The 17,008-nt window shown below is 50.6% G+C and carries 17 protein-coding genes; 7 read left to right on the forward strand and 10 right to left on the reverse strand.

The annotated features are described in order from the left end of the window. Entirely contained in the window at nucleotides 1-1,041 is a 1,041-nt protein-coding gene (locus IPM52_08005; GenBank protein ID MBK9291554.1) for a DUF4837 family protein, read from the forward strand. On the opposite strand, the gene IPM52_08010 is transcribed toward IPM52_08005, so the two are convergent. Together IPM52_08010 and IPM52_08015 are read right to left on the reverse strand one after the other, a co-directional pair. After that, nucleotides 1,042-1,452: a hypothetical protein gene (locus tag IPM52_08010; GenBank protein MBK9291555.1), complete on the reverse strand. Its 411-nt coding sequence runs from the start codon at nucleotides 1,450-1,452 to the stop codon at nucleotides 1,042-1,044. After that, nucleotides 1,446-2,744, reverse strand: coding sequence for a cysteate synthase (locus tag IPM52_08015; protein ID MBK9291556.1), 1,299 nt, complete (start codon nucleotides 2,742-2,744; stop codon nucleotides 1,446-1,448). The genes IPM52_08010 and IPM52_08015 overlap by 7 nt, the downstream gene beginning before the upstream one ends. Before the next feature lie 109 nt (nucleotides 2,745-2,853). Between IPM52_08015 and IPM52_08020 the strand changes: the two genes are divergently transcribed. The 4 genes from IPM52_08020 to IPM52_08035 all read left to right on the forward strand — a co-directional run bounded on the left by IPM52_08020 (nucleotide 2,854) and on the right by IPM52_08035 (nucleotide 5,244). Continuing rightward, nucleotides 2,854-3,447 (forward strand): DUF2179 domain-containing protein, encoded by a 594-nt coding sequence (locus IPM52_08020; protein MBK9291557.1) that lies wholly within the window; start codon nucleotides 2,854-2,856, stop codon nucleotides 3,445-3,447. A gap of 51 nt (nucleotides 3,448-3,498) precedes the next feature. Next, nucleotides 3,499-3,900, forward strand: a complete 402-nt coding sequence (locus IPM52_08025; GenBank protein ID MBK9291558.1) for a hypothetical protein — start codon at nucleotides 3,499-3,501, stop codon at nucleotides 3,898-3,900. Then, complete coding sequence (locus IPM52_08030; GenBank protein MBK9291559.1) at nucleotides 3,897-4,517, forward strand: redoxin domain-containing protein; 621 nt, start codon at nucleotides 3,897-3,899, stop codon at nucleotides 4,515-4,517. Before IPM52_08025 ends, IPM52_08030 begins: the two co-directional genes overlap by 4 nt. A gap of 61 nt (nucleotides 4,518-4,578) precedes the next feature. Continuing rightward, nucleotides 4,579-5,244, forward strand: a complete 666-nt coding sequence (locus IPM52_08035; GenBank protein ID MBK9291560.1) for an outer membrane beta-barrel protein — start codon at nucleotides 4,579-4,581, stop codon at nucleotides 5,242-5,244. A gap of 31 nt (nucleotides 5,245-5,275) precedes the next feature. Here IPM52_08035 and IPM52_08040 read toward each other — a convergent pair whose 3' ends face one another. The 3 genes from IPM52_08040 to asnS form a co-directional block, all read right to left on the reverse strand. Next, the gene (locus IPM52_08040; protein ID MBK9291561.1) at nucleotides 5,276-5,899 is read right to left on the reverse strand and encodes a hypothetical protein; all 624 of its coding nucleotides are present in this window, start codon (nucleotides 5,897-5,899) and stop codon (nucleotides 5,276-5,278) included. 6 nt (nucleotides 5,900-5,905) lie between these two features. Then, entirely contained in the window at nucleotides 5,906-7,399 is a 1,494-nt protein-coding gene (gene rpoN / locus IPM52_08045) for an RNA polymerase factor sigma-54 (GenBank protein ID MBK9291562.1), read from the reverse strand. Nucleotides 7,400-7,527: 128 nt separating this feature from the next. Beyond that, nucleotides 7,528-8,967 (reverse strand): asparagine--tRNA ligase, encoded by a 1,440-nt coding sequence (gene asnS, locus IPM52_08050; GenBank protein ID MBK9291563.1) that lies wholly within the window; start codon nucleotides 8,965-8,967, stop codon nucleotides 7,528-7,530. A gap of 180 nt (nucleotides 8,968-9,147) precedes the next feature. Between asnS and IPM52_08055 the strand changes: the two genes are divergently transcribed. Further along, nucleotides 9,148-10,263: a bifunctional 3-deoxy-7-phosphoheptulonate synthase/chorismate mutase type II gene (locus IPM52_08055; GenBank protein MBK9291564.1), complete on the forward strand. Its 1,116-nt coding sequence runs from the start codon at nucleotides 9,148-9,150 to the stop codon at nucleotides 10,261-10,263. A 30-nt stretch (nucleotides 10,264-10,293) separates the two neighbouring features. Here IPM52_08055 and IPM52_08060 read toward each other — a convergent pair whose 3' ends face one another. From IPM52_08060 to mutY, 5 genes are all read right to left on the reverse strand, one after another. Continuing rightward, nucleotides 10,294-12,639 (reverse strand): immune inhibitor A, encoded by a 2,346-nt coding sequence (locus IPM52_08060; GenBank protein ID MBK9291565.1) that lies wholly within the window; start codon nucleotides 12,637-12,639, stop codon nucleotides 10,294-10,296. A 133-nt stretch (nucleotides 12,640-12,772) separates the two neighbouring features. Then, nucleotides 12,773-13,360 carry a gliding motility lipoprotein GldD gene (locus IPM52_08065; protein ID MBK9291566.1) on the reverse strand — a complete coding sequence of 196 codons (588 nt, stop codon included), beginning with the start codon at nucleotides 13,358-13,360 and terminating at the stop codon, nucleotides 12,773-12,775. Continuing rightward, nucleotides 13,347-14,585, reverse strand: coding sequence for a gliding motility-associated protein GldE (gene gldE, locus IPM52_08070; GenBank protein MBK9291567.1), 1,239 nt, complete (start codon nucleotides 14,583-14,585; stop codon nucleotides 13,347-13,349). Before gldE ends, IPM52_08065 begins: the two co-directional genes overlap by 14 nt. Nucleotides 14,586-14,776: 191 nt before the next feature. Next, complete coding sequence (ssb, locus tag IPM52_08075) at nucleotides 14,777-15,259, reverse strand: single-stranded DNA-binding protein (GenBank protein MBK9291568.1); 483 nt, start codon at nucleotides 15,257-15,259, stop codon at nucleotides 14,777-14,779. A gap of 24 nt (nucleotides 15,260-15,283) precedes the next feature. Next, nucleotides 15,284-16,363, reverse strand: coding sequence for an A/G-specific adenine glycosylase (mutY, locus tag IPM52_08080; protein MBK9291569.1), 1,080 nt, complete (start codon nucleotides 16,361-16,363; stop codon nucleotides 15,284-15,286). Between the two features lie 131 nt (nucleotides 16,364-16,494). Here mutY and IPM52_08085 point away from each other — a divergent pair, with 131 nt between their 5' ends. Next, nucleotides 16,495-16,776 carry an integration host factor subunit beta gene (locus tag IPM52_08085; protein ID MBK9291570.1) on the forward strand — a complete coding sequence of 94 codons (282 nt, stop codon included), beginning with the start codon at nucleotides 16,495-16,497 and terminating at the stop codon, nucleotides 16,774-16,776. The last annotated feature ends 232 nt before the right edge of the window (nucleotides 16,777-17,008 follow it).

A 17,008-nucleotide genomic window follows, 5' to 3' on the forward strand; every position in this document is an offset into this window, starting at 1 on the left:
ATGAACATCGACAGCATGCACCGCAATTCGATTGCTACGCTACTTACCGTTGTAGTGTTTGCAATGCTCACGGCCGCCTGCAGCCGTAATGAAAACCGCGAACGCTTGTCCAGATCGGTAGGTGCCGGCAGCGAGATTCTGGTTGTCACGCAAAACTCAGCACAGTGGGAAGGAAACATTGGTGAGACACTGAGGGCCTTTTTCGGTCAACCGCAATACGGTCTGCCTCAGGAAGAACCTATCTACCGTTTGTCGAACATCAACCTGGACAAACTTTCGGACATGTTCAAAAAGCACCGCAATATTTTAGCGGTGGAAATTAATCCTTCGCTCAAAGAAGCCGAGGTTGAAACACGGAGCGACCTTTGGGCCAAGCCACAGCGTGTTGTAAAAATCATCGCTCCGGATGCCGATGCATGGGTCGAAGCTTTTCAAAAAAACCAGGATGGCATCAAACTGCTGTACGACAAAACCGAGCGTGAACGTTTGCTCAACATCATCCGACCCACTGCCAATGCGAAAATCGTAGAGCAGATCGCGCGCACTTTTGCCATCAAACTCATTGTACCTGACGGATTCTTTATCGCCAAGCAGGAGCCTAACTTCATGTGGATCAGGCGCGAAACCTCCGAAATGAGCTATGGCCTGGTCATCTACAGCCTGCCCTACCGCGACACCCTCGATCTGGATCCCCGCTTTCTGATCGGAAGGCGCGACTCGATCATGCAACGGCATATTCCGGGGCCGGTACAAGGTTCGTTCATGTCGACCGAAAAAGAATTTTTCCCCCCACGGGTGGTCAATACCACTAATTATGTAACCCCATTTGCTGCCGAAATGCGAGGCATGTGGAATGTGGTGGGCGATTTCATGGCCGGCCCTTTTCTGTCGTACACTTTCCCGGATGACCGTATTGGCCGGCTAATTACTGTGGAAGGTTTTGTTTATTTGCCCAACAAGCCCAAACGCGACCACCTCCGCCAGCTCGAAGCCATACTTTACACCATGAGCTTTGTGGATCCGGAATCTGCAGTCAACTAACTAGTTATCCTGCTTAGTAAACACCAGCACCACCTGACCCAAAGGTGACTGTTCGGTGGTTTGCATGCGGTTGCCACTCAGGCTTAAGGTAATGAAAACGGCATCATCGCCCTCAATAATCACTGCCCTGTCCCCTTGATCTAAATACCATTTTAGCTTATCCTTCCTGCCCGCACGTTCGTAAACCACCACGCTGTCGTTTTCAAAAACCAGGCGTGTTTTTTTCAGATAAGCCATCACCTGATTGAAGGTTTGCGGATTCACCCTGCGCTCGTCGAACTTAGCCTCCAATCCGGTCACCTTCCACTCCCCGGCCAGCCTGACTGAGTCCCTGTTTCCGCAGGAGAATAATGTCAGACCTATGAGAAAACCCAGGGCTTGGGCAAGACTCGAACCAACCCTAACTACCATGACAAACCGCGGATTTGACCTGCAATTTCTGCCTCACCCAGGCCGGGCGACAATATCAATTCCGGCTTAAGAAAATGTGCATGAATCTGCTTCCTGAAAAGCTTCTCTCCCCCACCGGTAATGTTGAGCATGATCAGCGCGTCCTTTTCTATCATGCCCTGTTCCACGGCCTGGATGAGGGAAGCCGCAGCCACAGCAGCAGCCGGATGAATATCAATGCCTTCCAGCTTTTCGAACAAGGCAGCTGCTGCAAAAGCCTGATCGTTCGATACCTTCAGCACCTCACCTCGGCTATCGGCGAGGGCATCAAAAAGTCCGCCTGCCAGTCCGTAGGGTGGCTTGCGGTTCGAGAGCACAGCTGCCATTATCTCGGATGTCTGCCTGCGAAGGGTATCATCATCTGCCTGAGGCAATTGCCTCGATTGGGCTTTCCACGCCTGGTACATGGGAAGAAAAGGTTCGTTCTGCGACACCATGAGGCGGGTCTTGTTGTTTCCGTATCTGCCATCGGCAATCAACCGCAGGTTGGCTTCCCAGGCTGCAATTGCCCCGGTGCCGCTGCCAACGGCCTGAAAGTAATAATCCGGAATGGCCCCAATGGAAGTGACCGCCGAAAGGAATGTTGTTCCCATCCCGTCGCGCCGGGCCACATTGCGTGCCCCGCCTTCGGGGAAAAAGCCGTCGAGCGAAGCTATGATGTTCGACAGATGAATGGCATCGAAATAATCGGAACCGGCTGGTGTGGCAACCAGTTTGACGTTGGGCCTGAGTTGAGATTCGAACCAGAGTGCATCGAGGTTGTCTTGTGGCACACACAACAGCAAAGGTATTCCGTTATCGGAACACACCTGGGCAAACGAACGCGCAGTGTTACCTGCCGATGCCACCACAAGCACACCTTCGTCCGCCGAGCCGGTGAGGCGCCCGCCAACCACATAAGCCTCCGTTTCTTTGAAAGAACAGGTACGCATTAAGGCGCCCCTGTCGGGCCACCATCCACTGAAGGTGATATACAGATTGTTCAATCCCAGGTGTTTACCAAACTCCTTGCTCTGCCAGGTAACCGGAGCCGATGAGCCTGCGAGCATTCTTTTTACAGGGAGCCAGTCAGCAAAGGTGTATAACCCATAATCGCTACCCCTGAGTTGCAGCGTTTTAGATGCATAAACTGCCCTGAGCAATGCGGGTCTGTCTTCGCCCGGTGGGTCGAGCAACCAGCCGGTATCGTCGTATATATTGCCAGTGGCCTGCGACTGAAGGCGATATGAGGTGGGGACAAAATCTTTCTCCATATCTTCTTTATCAAGCTGCAAAGATAAGCAGGCCATTCCAGATCCCCCGCATATACCGGCACAGCCCAATTGATGGTATATTTGTGCAGGCCCTTCAAATTGCGAGAAGATGCAGGATTTTTTTCAGACCGACTTGTACAATTGGGTGGTGCTGCCTTTGCTCATTGCCCTTGCACGGATTGTGGACGTAACTGTGGGCACAATACGTGTGATCATGGTATCGCGCGGATACAAAAACATTGCCCCTATACTGGGTTTTGGCGAGGTGATCATCTGGTTGCTTGCCATCGGTCAGATCATGCAGCAACTCGATAACGTGATGAGCTACATTGGCTATGGGGCGGGCTTTGCTGCCGGCAATTACATCGGAATTCAGCTGGCTGAAAAAATGAGTCTGGGCACGGTGGTCATCCGCATCATCCCCAAAAAAGACTCCACCCCGCTGATAACAGCCCTGCGCGATGCCGGATATGGCGTAACTGCCGTGAATGCCGAGGGCAAAAGCGGCCCCGTGCAGATCATTTTCAGCATCGTGAAAAAGAAAGACCTCGAAGGTGCATTGTCCATCATCAACACCCACAACCCTAATGCATTCTATACAGTTGAAGAGGTGCAAAAGGTAAACGAAGGCTATTTCAAACAACAGGAAAAAAAACACAGATTTTTTGGCGGGATTTTTGCTACAACCCACCTACGAAAATAATTGACACACCAGCTGTCAGTTTTTCATGAATCTTAACAGGAGAACATCATTATGGAAGACAACGATTTCCGCAAACAGATAGAAGAACTCTTCAGGCTTTTCAATAAGCTGATGGACCGTTATCCGGTGGACGAACTGCCGGGCATCAACCGCATGCAGTTCGAACAGATGAAGATCTTTCTGAAGAACTACGAACAGATGAAAGACCAGATTTCGTTTGAAATGATGGGGCAGATCAACGAACCGATGCGCCAGATGATCAGCTTGTTTATCAAGCAATTGCGCGAAGAGCTTGGGGAAGATGAGCCCATTCAGGACGTAATTGAGGAAGAAAACAAGCAAGGGCTGACCATTCAGGAGATCGACGCACGCCTCAGCCGCGGAGGCCTCAGCCAGGAAGAAATTGACAGCCTGCTCGACGAGCGTGCCAGACTTCAACAACAAAGCCAATGATTAAACCCGGTGCTTACCTAAAAAAACGCCTGAACGACTGGAAGTCGAAGAGCCTGTTTTCACGCATCAGCGATGTGGCTTTCATACTGCTGCTTATTGGCATGCTCATCCCTGCCACAAGGAAAGAAATAGCAGCGTTTGTGAACAAACTGCTGGCGCCCAAACCCTCAACCCTTTCAAGCGAAAAACAATTTGTTGTGCCTGAAGAGGCATGGAACTGGAGCGTGCAGGACCAGCACGGCCAATGGATTCCATTGGCCAGCCACAAAGGCAAACCGGTGTTTCTGAACTTCTGGGCCACATGGTGCCCGCCTTGTATAGCAGAAATGCCTGATATACAAGATCTTTACAACGACTACGGTGCCAAGGTGGCCTTTTTGCTCATCACCGATGAAGACCCTTCAGTAGTGGATGCTTTTATGAAACGACGAAATTTTGATATGCCTGTGCATTACCACCGCTATGCCGTGCCACCCGCCTTTGCAACCAACAGCATCCCTACCACATGGATCATAAGCCCTGAGGGTAAAGTGCTGATGCACAAAACGGGAGCGGCCAAATGGAATAGCACCAGCATGCGAAGTTTCCTTGATCAGCTTCTGGCAAATACTCCCTGAACCTGTTTAACAGTCCAAATGCTTACCTTTGCCCTGTCATTCATACCAAAATAATCAGCAAATGAAAAAAGTCCTTGTCTTCCTGCTCGTCATGTTTGCAATTGCTCCCGGCTTTGCCCAGGTGGTGGTGACCGGAAAAAGTGCCAAAGTGTCAGCCGGCTTTGACCTCTTCACGGATTTTGCAACCAAAACCCCTGCAAACATGAAAAGCAGGTCAATCAATCAGGGCTTCAATACCTTTCTGACCTACAATTTCCAAATGGGTGAAACACCCCATGTGTTTGCCATTGGCGCCGGATTGCGTACCCACAACTTCTACACCAATACCCGCATCGCGAATACACAGGCCGACACCATCGTTTTCCGGCCCATCGACAGCAAATTATCCTACAAACGTGCAAAACTCAATGTCACTTACCTCGATTTCCCGGCAGAGTTCCGTTTCCGCTTCGACGATAAGTGGAAGGTTGGCCTGGGTTTCAGGTTTGGCGTACTCATCGACAGCAAGGAGAAATATATTGGACAACTTGTACAAAACGGCCCCACAATGCACCTCAAGACCAAGAAAATCAACTCCTTGGAGAAATACACTTTCGGACCAACCTTGCGTGTCGGATACAAGGTGGTCAGCCTTTATGGTTATTTCCAGCCAGCTCCGGTATTTCGCAACGATCTCGGTCCGGAGTTTATGCCAGTTTCGGTTGGTATCACACTGACTCCTTTCTGATTGTTAAGTCCGTTTTTTCGCTTGAGCCTGGTTAGCTCACCAGTGCAAACAAAAGAAACATCCAGACGAATCCGAGGACAAATCCCAGATAAACCTCTATCGGGCGGTGTGCGCCCAACAGCAGGCGCGATGTGCCTGCGCTGCCGGCTGCTATAGTTGCAGCAAGGGTAGCGGACAGGTAGTGCTCGTCCACAATTTTTGTAAACACAGCCATCGAACCTGTAAGTGCGCCCAAAGCCACCATGTGCAGGCTTATCTTCATCCAATAGTTAAAGCCAAGCGCCAGCAACGAAAGCATGGATGCAGCCAGCATATATAAACCAAACAAGGGCGCTATCCCCAAAAAGCTCAGCAACTGATAGGTGAGGTAAAACAGCAGTGCAGTAACCAGGATAGGTACGTTGCGCTCCTGCCTGTGAGGCATCTGCAATGAAGACACCATTTCCATCCGCAGCATGATGTAGAAAATGATTGAGGGCACAAGCGCAGTGAGCAACAACACAATCCCTCCGGTTGACCATTGCAGATTGGCAGGTATCTGCAGCCGTTCGTGCCCGTTGATGCTCAGGGCAATCATATAAGCATAGCTCGGGATAAGCAGGGGATGCAAAAAATATGAAATGAGCCGGGCAATAGGAATAAAGCGTTCGGACATGTTGATTCAGAGCTCTTTGCGTAATCTGGCTACCGGTATGCCCAGTTGCTCGCGATACTTGGCCACGGTGCGCCTTGCAATGTTGTAGCCTTTGTCGTTGAGTATTTTGGTGAGCTGTTCGTCGGTCAGGGGTTTATCTTTTGATTCGGCGGCAATGCAGTCGCTCAGGATTTTTTTGATCTCCCGTGTCGAAACTTCCTCCCCGTCGTCGGTTTGCATCGATTCGCTGAAGAAACTCTTAAGCAGGAATGTGCCAAATGGTGTTTGTACGTATTTGCTGTTGGCCACGCGCGAAACGGTCGAGATGTCGAGGTTGACCATTTCGGCTATATCCTTGAGGATCATTGGCCTGAGCCTGGTTTCGTCGCCCGTGAGAAAATATTCCCGCTGGTATTCCATGATGGCTTTCATGGTGTTGTAGAGGGTATTTTGTCTTTGGTTGATGGCATCGATAAACCACCTGGCAGCATCAATTTTTTGCTTCACAAACATCAATGCCTCTTTTTCGGAGCGGCTCTTTTTGCTTTCGCTGAACATCTGAAGCATTTCCATATAGTTTCGCGAAACACGCAGCTCCGGGGTATTCCGGCTTGTCAGGCTGAGCTCAAGCTCCCCATCGTTGTTGGTGATGATAAAGTCGGGGATCACATAATGCCCGACATTATGCGAATCGGTGATGGAGTCGCCGGGCTTGGGGTTGAGCTTCAGTATGATGTTCAGTGCTTCTTTGAGTTGTTCCTCGCTTATGTTGCCGCGTTTGAGGATTTTTTCGTAGTGTTTCTTGGTAAACTCCTCAAAAAACCTGTCGATGATGAGGATCGGGAGGCGATAATCAGTTTCGGGGTCTTCGGCAGCTAGGCGGCGCAGCTGAATGAGCAGACACTCCTGCAGGTTGCGGGCGCCTACTCCGGGCGGATCAAATTCCTGTATCACCTGAAGCACCTCGAGCACTTCCTTGCGCGAGGTTTTGATGTTTTGTGTGAACAGCAGGTCGTCAACAATGGCATCTACCGGTCTGGCAAGATAACCTGCATCATCCAGATTTCCAATGATATAGAGTCCAATTTTGTGTTTTTGTTCATCGAGCTTGCGGTAGCCCAGCTGCTCAATGAGCATTTCCTGGAAACTTATGCCACTGGCAAAGGGGATATCAACCGCCTTTTCGTCGGGGCTGTTGTTGTTCACCGAAGTCCGGTAATCAGGAATGTCATCGTCTTCCAGGTAGTCGTCGAAGGTGAATTCGTCATCCCGGCTGTCGTATTCCTCATCATCGTCCCCATCGTAATCATCGCCGTCCTGGTCGTTGTCGTCGTAGTTAAGATCATCTTCCTGTTCAAAATTGTCGCTGTCCTCCTCCATTTCGAGGGCAGGATTTTCTTCAATTTCCTGTTTGATGCGTTGTTCCAGCGCGGTAGTGGGAATCTGCAACAGCTTCATCAGCAGGATTTGCTGGGGCGAAAGCTTTTGCAGCAGCTTTTGTTGTAGTCTCTGATTAAGCATAGTCCCTCAATGCAGGCGTATTCGCGCTGGTTTGTTGCACGAATTTACAACAAAAAACGGGATGCACTCAAGCCCCCGTTTTGGTGTTTTTTTAAGCATGTATGATTTTTATTTTTCCTGCTTCGCTCCTAAAACTCACAATTGAGCGGGGTTCGCGGGAAAGGAATGACGTCGCGAATGTTGCTCATACCGCTCACAAAAAGCATAAGACGCTCAAAACCAAGGCCAAAGCCTGCATGTGGCACAGTTCCGAATTTACGGGTTTCCAGATACCACCACATGGTTTCGACAGGGATATGCATTTCGTGCATCCGCCTGAGCAGCTTTTCATACACTTCCTCACGCTGCGATCCGCCAATGATTTCGCCAATACCGGGGAAGAGCACATCCATGGCACGTACTGTTTTGCCGTCGTCGTTCTGCTTCATATAGAAGGCTTTGATCTCGCGCGGATAGTCGGTAAGAATGACGGGCTTTTTGAAGTGTTTCTCCACAAGGTACCGCTCATGCTCCGATTGCAGGTCGGCACCCCAGTGGTTGATGGGATAGGCGAATTTGCCCTTTTTGTTGTAGTTGCTGTTGCGCAGAATTTCGATGGCTTCGGTGTAGGTAATGCGCTCAAAGGGATGAGCCAGCACAAACCGCAGTTTTTCAATAAGTTCCATCGACTTTTCGTCGGGCTTTTTATTCTTTTCCTCTTCCTGCTGGCGTTTGCTCAAAAACTGCAGTTCATCAGCACAGTGGTCCAGGGCATAATTGATGAGATACTTGAGCATTTCTTCCGCCAGGTCCATATTGTCGTGGATGTCGTAGAAAGCCACCTCGGGTTCGATCATCCAGAACTCGGCCAGATGCCGGCTGGTATTGGAGTTCTCGGCCCTGAAGGTGGGACCAAAAGTGTACACCTTGCTCATGGCCAGGGCAGCCAGCTCAGCCTCAAGCTGACCCGAAACCGTAAGGTTAGCCTTCCGGCCGAAAAAGTCCTGACGGTAATCTATCTCACCTTGCTCGGTTTTAGGCAGGTTTTCGAGTTTCAGTGTGGTTACCTGGAACATCTCTCCTGCGCCCTCGGCATCGGATGCGGTGATGATGGGCGAATGAATATTGTAGAACCCCCTGTCGTTGAAAAACTTATGGATGGCAAAGATCATGGCATGCCTCAGGCGCGTAATTGCACTGAAAGTGCGCGTGCGGAAACGCAGGTGGGCCTTTTCGCGTAAAAACTCCAGTGAGTGCTTCTTGGGTTGCAAAGGATACTCGTCCGGATTGGCCTCGCCCAACAGTTCGATCTGCGCTACGGCAAGCTCCACGCGTTGCCCGCTGCCAATAGAAGGCACCAGCCTGCCGGTGGCAGCCACCGAGGCGCCAGTGTGCATCAAAGCCAGATGCTCCTCCGGGATTTTCTCCAGATCAACAACTAATTGCAGGTCGTGCATCACCGAACCATCGTTCAAGGCAATGAACGATACATTCTTGCTCGTGCGTCGGGTACGCACCCATCCCATCACCCGGATCTCTTTGTCCAGATCCTCGCTCAGCAAGGCATCCTTGATTTCTGTACGTTTCACCTTATTAAATGGTTTTGTTTAAAAAGAAGTGCAAAAAAACAAAAAATCCGGGCCTGACACGCGATTTACACCTTATATTATTTGTATCTGTCTGATCATCAGCGCTCTTCAACCATACCCCTGACCAAAACAATCTCAAGCTGATGATTGTTATGCTTGTGTTAACTTTGCAAACCCGATATGACGCCCGAACCGCAACTGCTGACGCACAACGACTGGTGGCCTGCTACCGGCCGGCCGCTGATCATCTCAGGGCCTTGCAGTGCCGAAACAGCGCCACAGGTGCTCGCTACTGCCCGTGCGCTGGCAGCCACGGGCAAGGTAGATGTGTTCCGGGCCGGTGTCTGGAAACCACGCACCCGCCCCGGTGGGTTCGAGGGTAAAGGCGAAGCCGCCCTGCCCTGGCTCAGCGAGGTCAAAGCCGAAACAGGTTTGCGCATCACTGTCGAGGTAGCCAACCCGACGCACATCGAACAAGCTTTACGCCACGGCGTAGATATGTTGTGGATTGGCGCACGCACTGTGGTAAATCCGTTTTCAGTCGAAGAACTTGCACAAGCCCTTCAGGGCGTTGATGTGCCGGTGCTGGTAAAAAATCCGCTTACCCCCGACCTCAAGCTTTGGATGGGTGCCCTGGAACGCATCAACAAAGCCGGCATCACCAAACTTGCAGCCATCCACAGGGGATTTCACTATTTCCAGAAGTCACCCTACCGGAATGCCCCCATGTGGGAAATCCCCATCGAGCTCAAACGCCTTGTTCCGCATCTCCCGCTGATCACCGACATCAGTCACATTTGCGGACGCCGCGACATCCTGGCCGAAGTGGCCCAAAAAGCTATCGACCTCGAAACCAACGGCCTGATGATCGAAAGCCATATTGACCCCGACCATGCCAAAACGGATGCTGCACAACAAATTACCCCCGACGAACTGAACGCGTTGCTTTCGAACCTAGTGCTGCGCACTCCCACCGGCACACCAGTTTTTGAATACCTGCTCGAAACCCTGCGCACCGAAATTGATAAAATTGACGGCGAGCTGCTGCAGCTTCTGGCCCGGAGAATGGAAGTGGTGGACGAAATAGGCCGATATAAGCTCGAAAACAACATCACCATCCTCCAGCTCAAACGCTGGAAACACATCATCGACGACCGGCTCTCCATTGGCACACATCTGGGGCTCGACCAGAAATTTCTGCTGCAACTGCTTGAACTGGTGCACGATGCCTCCATTCAGCGTCAGCAGCAAATCTTCGAGAGTGAAGGCAAGGAACTGCCTCCGGCAAAAAACTAAAAAAGCGCTGAAAACCAGCGCTTTTAATTTTTATTCGACCACTATCCTGTGCCTTAATTCACCCTGCGGACTGAGCAACTGATATATTCCAGGCGAAAGAGCCGAAAGGTCGAGCTCGATGCGTCTCGTTCCAGCTTCCACTTTCCACGCACGCACCATTTGCCCGCTTTGGTTGATCAGCTCAAGGCGCATCTGCTTTTCAACCGGCCGATCGAAAACCACGTTGGTAGTGTTGCGTGCCGGGTTCGGGAAGATCCTGACATTGCGTGGCTCCTGTGCTGCCTCAGCTGAAGTTTCAACATCCAAGACGGTGATTTTAATATCGTCGAAATAAAAGCCATCTGCATTCACGGCACCATCGCTCCTGAAGGTAAAGCGCAAGAGCACATCCTTTCCGGCCCAGGGAGTCAGGTCAATATCTTCAAGCACCCAGTCGGAAATACCGTCGTAGAGCGGCTGGCCGGGCAATTGGTTGCTGCCTCCGGGCTTGGTATATTTTCCCTGCAGCGGAATCCAGTTGAACGAGTTGGTGGGTCGGATCAGCACCTGGGTATAGTCCCATCCTGCCTCTATGTTCCACCTGGCCCAGAAATTAAGCCTGGCGTAGGTGGTGTTTGGGATGCTCACAGGCTGCGAAAGCGTGATGCTGGTGTTTTGGTTGCCTTGATAGTTGCCACCGGGCGAATCGGTTATGGAAGTCGGAGCGCTGATAAAGCTTTGGGTGGTAAGGCCCCAGGTACCGGTGGCTGACCAATTCTGCATGCTGCTGCAATTGTCCGAAAAAATCACCGAAGTCACACCATAACGCTTTGTGATGGTGTCGGTTTTGGTGTAAAGGCCATTGTTCACGCTGAGCAAAAACCTGAACACCGTTCCGCTTGTGATTTCAGGAGCAAGCGTCATGGCAATGCTGTCGGTGATGGTCTGCATATGCGCCAGCCCGTTGAAGACCCTGGGCTGCCCATGCTGAATCAGATTTCCGTCGAGCGGCTGCACACTCACCGTGAACTGGCTGGCATTGGTCAGTCCAAGTCGTTGGATATCAAATTTGAAGTAAAAGTCTTTGGTTCCGACAATGGCATCGGTGCGATCGCTGACATTGGCATAAGGTCCGCTGAGCAGGGCAGCATACACGTTCTGAATCATGTTTTCCTGGCAAAGGGGGATGATGCGGCTGATGGCCGGCCAGAAGCCATCCGAAGCGCTCCCCACTTCGGGCGTATAGGCAAAAATGGCGTTCTTGCCCACAGTGTCGCCATACATATAGTCGTCCGAGCTGCCATTGGTGGCATAAATAGTGGTATTGGCTGGTCCCATGGTATAGTTGTTGTCGCGGGTCATGAGGGCAGCAAATGCCGCAAAAGTGTTTTGATCGGGTGTGAGATCGGAAGTATAACCCCAGGGCCAAAGCAGTAAGTTACTGTAGGAGTGATAGTTGAGTGCAATTTTGAAATCGTGGGTCTCGCAAAAGATTTTAAGGTTAGTGGTTTCAGGCTCGCTGAAAGGGCCGGTGCCCCGATAGGTCTCACTGCTTGGTGTGGGCGAGGATCCGGAATTGTCCAGACCCCATTTGTATCCAAAATTACGGTTGATATCCACTCCGAACGAGCCTCCGTTGTTGCGACGGTTTTTGCGCCACATGCCGCCTCCCTGTGGCGAATTGGCCTCGTTGAAAAGGTAACCGTCGGGGTTGACAACAGGTACAAAGTAGAGTTGAAAATTATCTACTATAAGCGTGGCCATGGGGTTGGTCTGGTAGTTTTCGAGCAGCCAGAGCATAAAGTAAATCATTTGCTGCACGCCTATGCCTTCGCGGGCATGAATGAGGGAGGTGTAAAGCACCTTGGGTTTGTCTTCGTTTACATTGGGGTTGTTGCTGATCTTGACCCACCAGATCGGGTTGCCTTCGATGGAGGGCTGGAACGGGCTGATGGCTTGTCGTGCCGTGATGAGGTTGGGCCAGGTGGCAGCCATGAAGTCGAGCTTTTCGAGCACCTGCTGATAGGTGTAGAAACCTCCCATGCTGCCGTATCCCCAGTTTTGAGGCACCGGAAATTCATCGCCGGGATTGCGCAGAATGGGTATATCTGCCTCGGCCTGAGCGCGTTGTGCATAAAAAGCCGACACATCGGCAATAAGCGTCTGCACATCGAAACCTGCTGCTTCCACAGCCTGTATTTCACTGCTGCTCAGGTCAGTTTCCAGATAAGCTCCCTTTCTGAGGTATCCCTCGGTTACGTCTATTCCTGTTTGGGCAAGCGTTTCGATTGATTTTCCGGCAAGGTCGATGCGCACCCGCGACCAGGTTTCACCGGACTGTTGCCCAATGGTAATGACAGGCAACAGAAAAAATAAAATACGTAGAAGGTATTTCATGATAAATGAGGTAATTGTATCCGAAGGCGTAAAGGTATATATTGCCGCACAATGATGGGTGAAGCAAAAATGAGAAAAACTGCGAAGGAAAGCTATTTATCTGATATACAACTTTTTGTTGTTCTGTGAAGATTCACCTATTTTCTTTCCAACCGAAAGTTTCGATCATATGGATCACATCTGAGCGCAGAAACCTGATAACAGGTTCGATGGAGTCGTTGTTTGGCCGGAAATTGAAATAGAGCGAAGCCCGGACAAAATGCCTGGTGGAGTCGGTGAGGTAAAACTGAAGCGGCGAAGCCACACCCCTGCCTCCAATCTCGTAAACAAGGCCGTAAACCTTTGCTTCCGGCCTGATAATCAGACTGTCGCGAATCATGCTGGCCTTTGGCAGATGCTTCATGGCCATGGTGTGGGCGTCGTCGATGTAGTCTTTGAGGTTGCCCTTCACCTGCTTGTAGCTCACATGGAGGGTCGCATTCATGGCCGGAAACTCCATATTGAACCAGTCTGTCTGGTCGGGCCGGTCAAGGTCGGGGACAATGCGGGCATAGGCAGGTTTGGCAAAGCTGAAGTTGCGCAGCGAATCATAATTATCACAAGCCTTCTGAGGCAACTCCAGGCGCATCCATCCTCTGGGTTTGGGGCTTTGATAGGGCTGCTGGCAAGCAAAAGCACTCAACAAAAATAAGTAAGTCCAGAACCACTTACTGTTTAGCATCGGGGACAATGATTTTGATTTGTTTGATGCGCCTGTTGTCGGCTTCGGCCACTTCGAAGACAAAATCCTTGCACTTAATCTGCGTTCCAACCGGCGGGATCTGGCCCTGCAATTCGAGGATCAGTCCGGCAAGCGTATCCGAATCGCCCTGTACGTCTTCAAAATAATGGCTGTCGATTTCCATCAGCTTGCAAAAATCAAGCAAACTCACCTTGCCGTCGAAGAGCCACGTAGAGGGGTCAAGCTTGCGGTAGTGGCTGCTTTCGGTGTCTTTGTCGAATTCGTCGGATATGTCACCAACAATTTCTTCGATGATGTCCTCCAGGGTAAGCAATCCGGCCGTACCTCCGTATTCGTCCACCACAATGGCCATATGGATCTTCTTCTCGCGAAACTCCTGCAACAGGTCGTTGATGCGTTTGTTTTCGGGCACAAAAAAGGCTGGCCTGATGAGTTGCTGCCAGGTAAAATGCTGTTCGCCAAGGTGTGGCAGAAGATCCTTGATATACAGGATACCAAGCACCTGATCGAGGCTTTCTTCGTACACTGGTATGCGCGAATATCCGCTTTTCAGGATCAGGCTGATCAGCTCGTCGGATGGCGTATTCACCTCAACGGCAGTGATGTCCATCCGGGATTTCATGATGCTGCGGGCATCCTTTTCGCCAAAGGTGGCAATGCCTTTGAGCATTTTGCGCTCCTCCGGTGGGGTACTTTCGTCGGTAGTGATATCAATGGCTGCCGACAATTCGCTCATATCGAGCTGGTTATGCCTTTGGGCAAGGCGTTTATCGATGATGCCAGTGGTATGTACAAGCAGGCCCGAAAGTGGTTTGAGCAGGTTGACCGCTGCCGATAGCGGACGTGCCACAAAATTGGCAACGGCCAGAGGACGCAGGTTTGCGTAAATTTTTGGCACGATCTCGCCAAAAATGAGGATGATGGAGGTGGTGATCACTACCTGAAAGAGGAATTCCAACACGGGATTTTGTCCGAAGCTGAAAAGTGCTGTCATAAAATAGGTGCTCACAATCACTATGGCCACATTAATCATGTTGTTGAGTATGAGAATGGTGGCCAGCAAATGTTTGTGCTTTTCACGCAAGCTGAGGATAAGCTTCGACAGAATGGTTTCGCGGCTCTCGAGCTGGTTGAGGTCGGCCGGCTTAAGTGAAAAAAATGATGTTTCGCTGGCCGAAACCAGGCCTGAAAGCAAAATCAGCAAAGTGAGCACAATAAGGGTGCTGAGGGCTTGCAGGTCGAATCCGTGAAAATTGAAGGAGAGCAGCGAGAAGAATGATAATATCCCCGCAGAAGGGTCAGGATCAGGAGTTTCCAAAACTCAATAGTTTAGAATTTCGGCACAAAAATAGCATAAAAACACTTATATCAGCCAACTCAATGCTTTATCAGTTGTCAGAAAGGCAGGTCGTCCGGGCTGTCGTGGGGAGGAATGGCTGAAAAATCCTCATGTTCTGATGCTGGCATGCTGCCTGCAGGTGGCTGTACCGGAGGGGCCTGCCGTGCCGATGGGTCGGCCATGTATTGGGTGGGGCCGCCACTTTTTGAGATCAGGTTCATCTTTTCGGCCACCACCTCGGTGATGGTCCGGTTGACGCCCTGTCCGTCGGTATATTGTCTGGTTTTGATGCGCCCTTCCACATAGAGCAGGTCACCCTTGACATAGTTTCTGCGCTTTTCGGCAATATCCATTGCCAGGTTGCCCCAGGCAACCACATTATGCCATTCGGTTTGGTCCTGCCAGTTGCCATCGCGGTCGCGATAGCGTTCGCTGGTGGCCAGGGTCACAGTCATCTTTTTTCCACCGTTCTCGAAATGAATCACTTCCGGGTCGCGCCCCAGGCGTCCAATGAGCATTACTTTGTTCAATCCGGCCATAGTTTCAAGCTTTTAAATTGTTTTTCAAGCGTTTAGAATTTCAGACTCCTTCAAATACCCCTCAATCAACCTTGGCAAAGGCAAACGACTAAGGGTTTGAAGGTCAGCCAAAGATAAGCCATTTGGCAGGTTGATGTCAACATGGGTGTGCAATTCGAACTCAAAAAAGGCTGGCATGATGCGTTGGTGCGTAAGTTGATGTGGCCTGGTGCGCAGGCAACGCAGGTAGTGCCACCGTCCGGGCAGGTCGAGCTGGGTTTCGACAAGCTGATGAAGTTCTGCTTCGTCAATTTCGTGTTCGCTCTCAATCAGCGGAAACTCATACAGTCCTTTCCAGATGTCGTCGGCAGTGCGCTTTTGCATCAGCAGGCCTGCGCTGCCCCGAGCCGTTTGGACGCGCACTACCAGATAGTTGAACCATCGGGTGCGCACTGGTTTGCGGGGCAATTTTACCGGAAGGTTTGCCTGAATGTTTTTTTGACGAGCCAGGCAGTGGTGGTTAAGCACGCATTCGTTGCACGAAGGGTTGCGCGGAGTGCACACGAGTGCGCCAAGTTCCATCATGGCCTGATTGTGCCTTCCGGGATTGGAGGTATCAAGCAGTTCTGCAGCCGCTTCGCGGAGCAGGCGCTCGCCCGAAGAGGTGTTTACTGCCTGATCTATGGCAAAAAGTCGCGAGATCACCCTGGCAACATTTCCATCCACCACAGCCACCGGACGATCAAATGCAATGGAAGCAATTGCAGCAGCAGTGTAAGGCCCTATGCCTTTGATTTTTATCAGTTTATCGTATTCCGAAGGCACCACCCCCCCGTACTCACTAACTACCTGACGGGCACCGGCCAGCAGGTTTCGGGCACGGGAGTAATACCCAAGCCCCTGCCACATACGGAGCACTTCGTCCTCGTTGGCCGAAGCCAGCGATTGCAGGTCGGGCCATTTTTCCACAAAGCGTAAAAAGTATTCAAGCCCTTGATCCACACGAGTTTGCTGCAGAATTACCTCCGAAACCCAGATGATGTATGGATCAGTGCTTTGCCGCCATGGAAGAGGTCGGTGATGTTCGAGGTACCACTGGGCCAGAAGCGACGAAATCGGGTTCATCAGATTTGAAAACGTTAAATTAGAGGAGTTTAGGTTAAAAAAAGTTTTGCGGGAAGATTTGATATTGAAAATGTTGTTACTTTTGCAAGCTCATAAAATACCACAGTATTAACCATTTAAAGAATAAAGGTATGACGAAAGCTGAAATTGTAGCAGAAGTTGCTAACAAAACAGGAGTAGAAAAAGTTGCCGTACAGGCCGTGGTCGAATCCTTCATGGAAGTTGTAAAGTCGTCGCTCGTTAATGGCGAGAACGTTTACCTCAGGGGTTTTGGCAGCTTCACCATCAAACGCAGGGCAGAAAAAACCGGAAGGAACATCTCCAAGAACACCACCATCATCATCCCCGCGCACAACATTCCTGCTTTCAAACCCGCCAAATCGTTTGTAAATCAGGTTAAAAGCGGAAAATAATTTTATCAACGCCTAAAAATAGAAGCCATGCCCAGCGGAAAGAAGAGAAAGAGACATAAAATGGCAACCCACAAGCGCAAAAAACGCTTGAGAAAGAACAGGCATAAGAAGAAATAAAATCTATTGCATGTTGGCACGGATAACACAATGCCACCAAAAGGCATTGTGTTATTCCGTTTAATAAGACGGGTAAACCTCCAACCCCGAAACTTATCTTCTACAAATCCTAAAA

Source organism: Bacteroidota bacterium (assembly GCA_016715945.1).
Classification (GTDB): Bacteria; Bacteroidota; Bacteroidia; order Bacteroidales; family F082; genus JALNZU01.

Bases quoted from the DNA above. Each gene is read 5' to 3' on its own strand.
- IPM52_08055 (MBK9291564.1), top strand. From the start codon at position 9,148: ATGACGCCCGAACCGCAACTGCTGACGCACAACGACTGGTGGCCTGCT.
- IPM52_08010 (MBK9291555.1), bottom strand. From the start codon at position 1,452: ATGGTAGTTAGGGTTGGTTCGAGTCTTGCCCAAGCCCTGGGTTTTCTC.
- IPM52_08060 (MBK9291565.1), bottom strand. From the start codon at position 12,639: ATGAAATACCTTCTACGTATTTTATTTTTTCTGTTGCCTGTCATTACC.
- IPM52_08025 (MBK9291558.1), top strand. From the start codon at position 3,499: ATGGAAGACAACGATTTCCGCAAACAGATAGAAGAACTCTTCAGGCTT.
- IPM52_08005 (MBK9291554.1), top strand. From the start codon at position 1: ATGAACATCGACAGCATGCACCGCAATTCGATTGCTACGCTACTTACC.
- IPM52_08020 (MBK9291557.1), top strand. From the start codon at position 2,854: ATGCAGGATTTTTTTCAGACCGACTTGTACAATTGGGTGGTGCTGCCT.
- IPM52_08085 (MBK9291570.1), top strand. From the start codon at position 16,495: ATGACGAAAGCTGAAATTGTAGCAGAAGTTGCTAACAAAACAGGAGTA.
- IPM52_08030 (MBK9291559.1), top strand. From the start codon at position 3,897: ATGATTAAACCCGGTGCTTACCTAAAAAAACGCCTGAACGACTGGAAG.
- IPM52_08015 (MBK9291556.1), bottom strand. From the start codon at position 2,744: ATGGAGAAAGATTTTGTCCCCACCTCATATCGCCTTCAGTCGCAGGCC.
- mutY (MBK9291569.1), bottom strand. From the start codon at position 16,363: ATGAACCCGATTTCGTCGCTTCTGGCCCAGTGGTACCTCGAACATCAC.
- IPM52_08065 (MBK9291566.1), bottom strand. From the start codon at position 13,360: ATGCTAAACAGTAAGTGGTTCTGGACTTACTTATTTTTGTTGAGTGCT.
- IPM52_08035 (MBK9291560.1), top strand. From the start codon at position 4,579: ATGAAAAAAGTCCTTGTCTTCCTGCTCGTCATGTTTGCAATTGCTCCC.
- rpoN (MBK9291562.1), bottom strand. From the start codon at position 7,399: ATGCTTAATCAGAGACTACAACAAAAGCTGCTGCAAAAGCTTTCGCCC.
- IPM52_08040 (MBK9291561.1), bottom strand. From the start codon at position 5,899: ATGTCCGAACGCTTTATTCCTATTGCCCGGCTCATTTCATATTTTTTG.
- ssb (MBK9291568.1), bottom strand. From the start codon at position 15,259: ATGGCCGGATTGAACAAAGTAATGCTCATTGGACGCCTGGGGCGCGAC.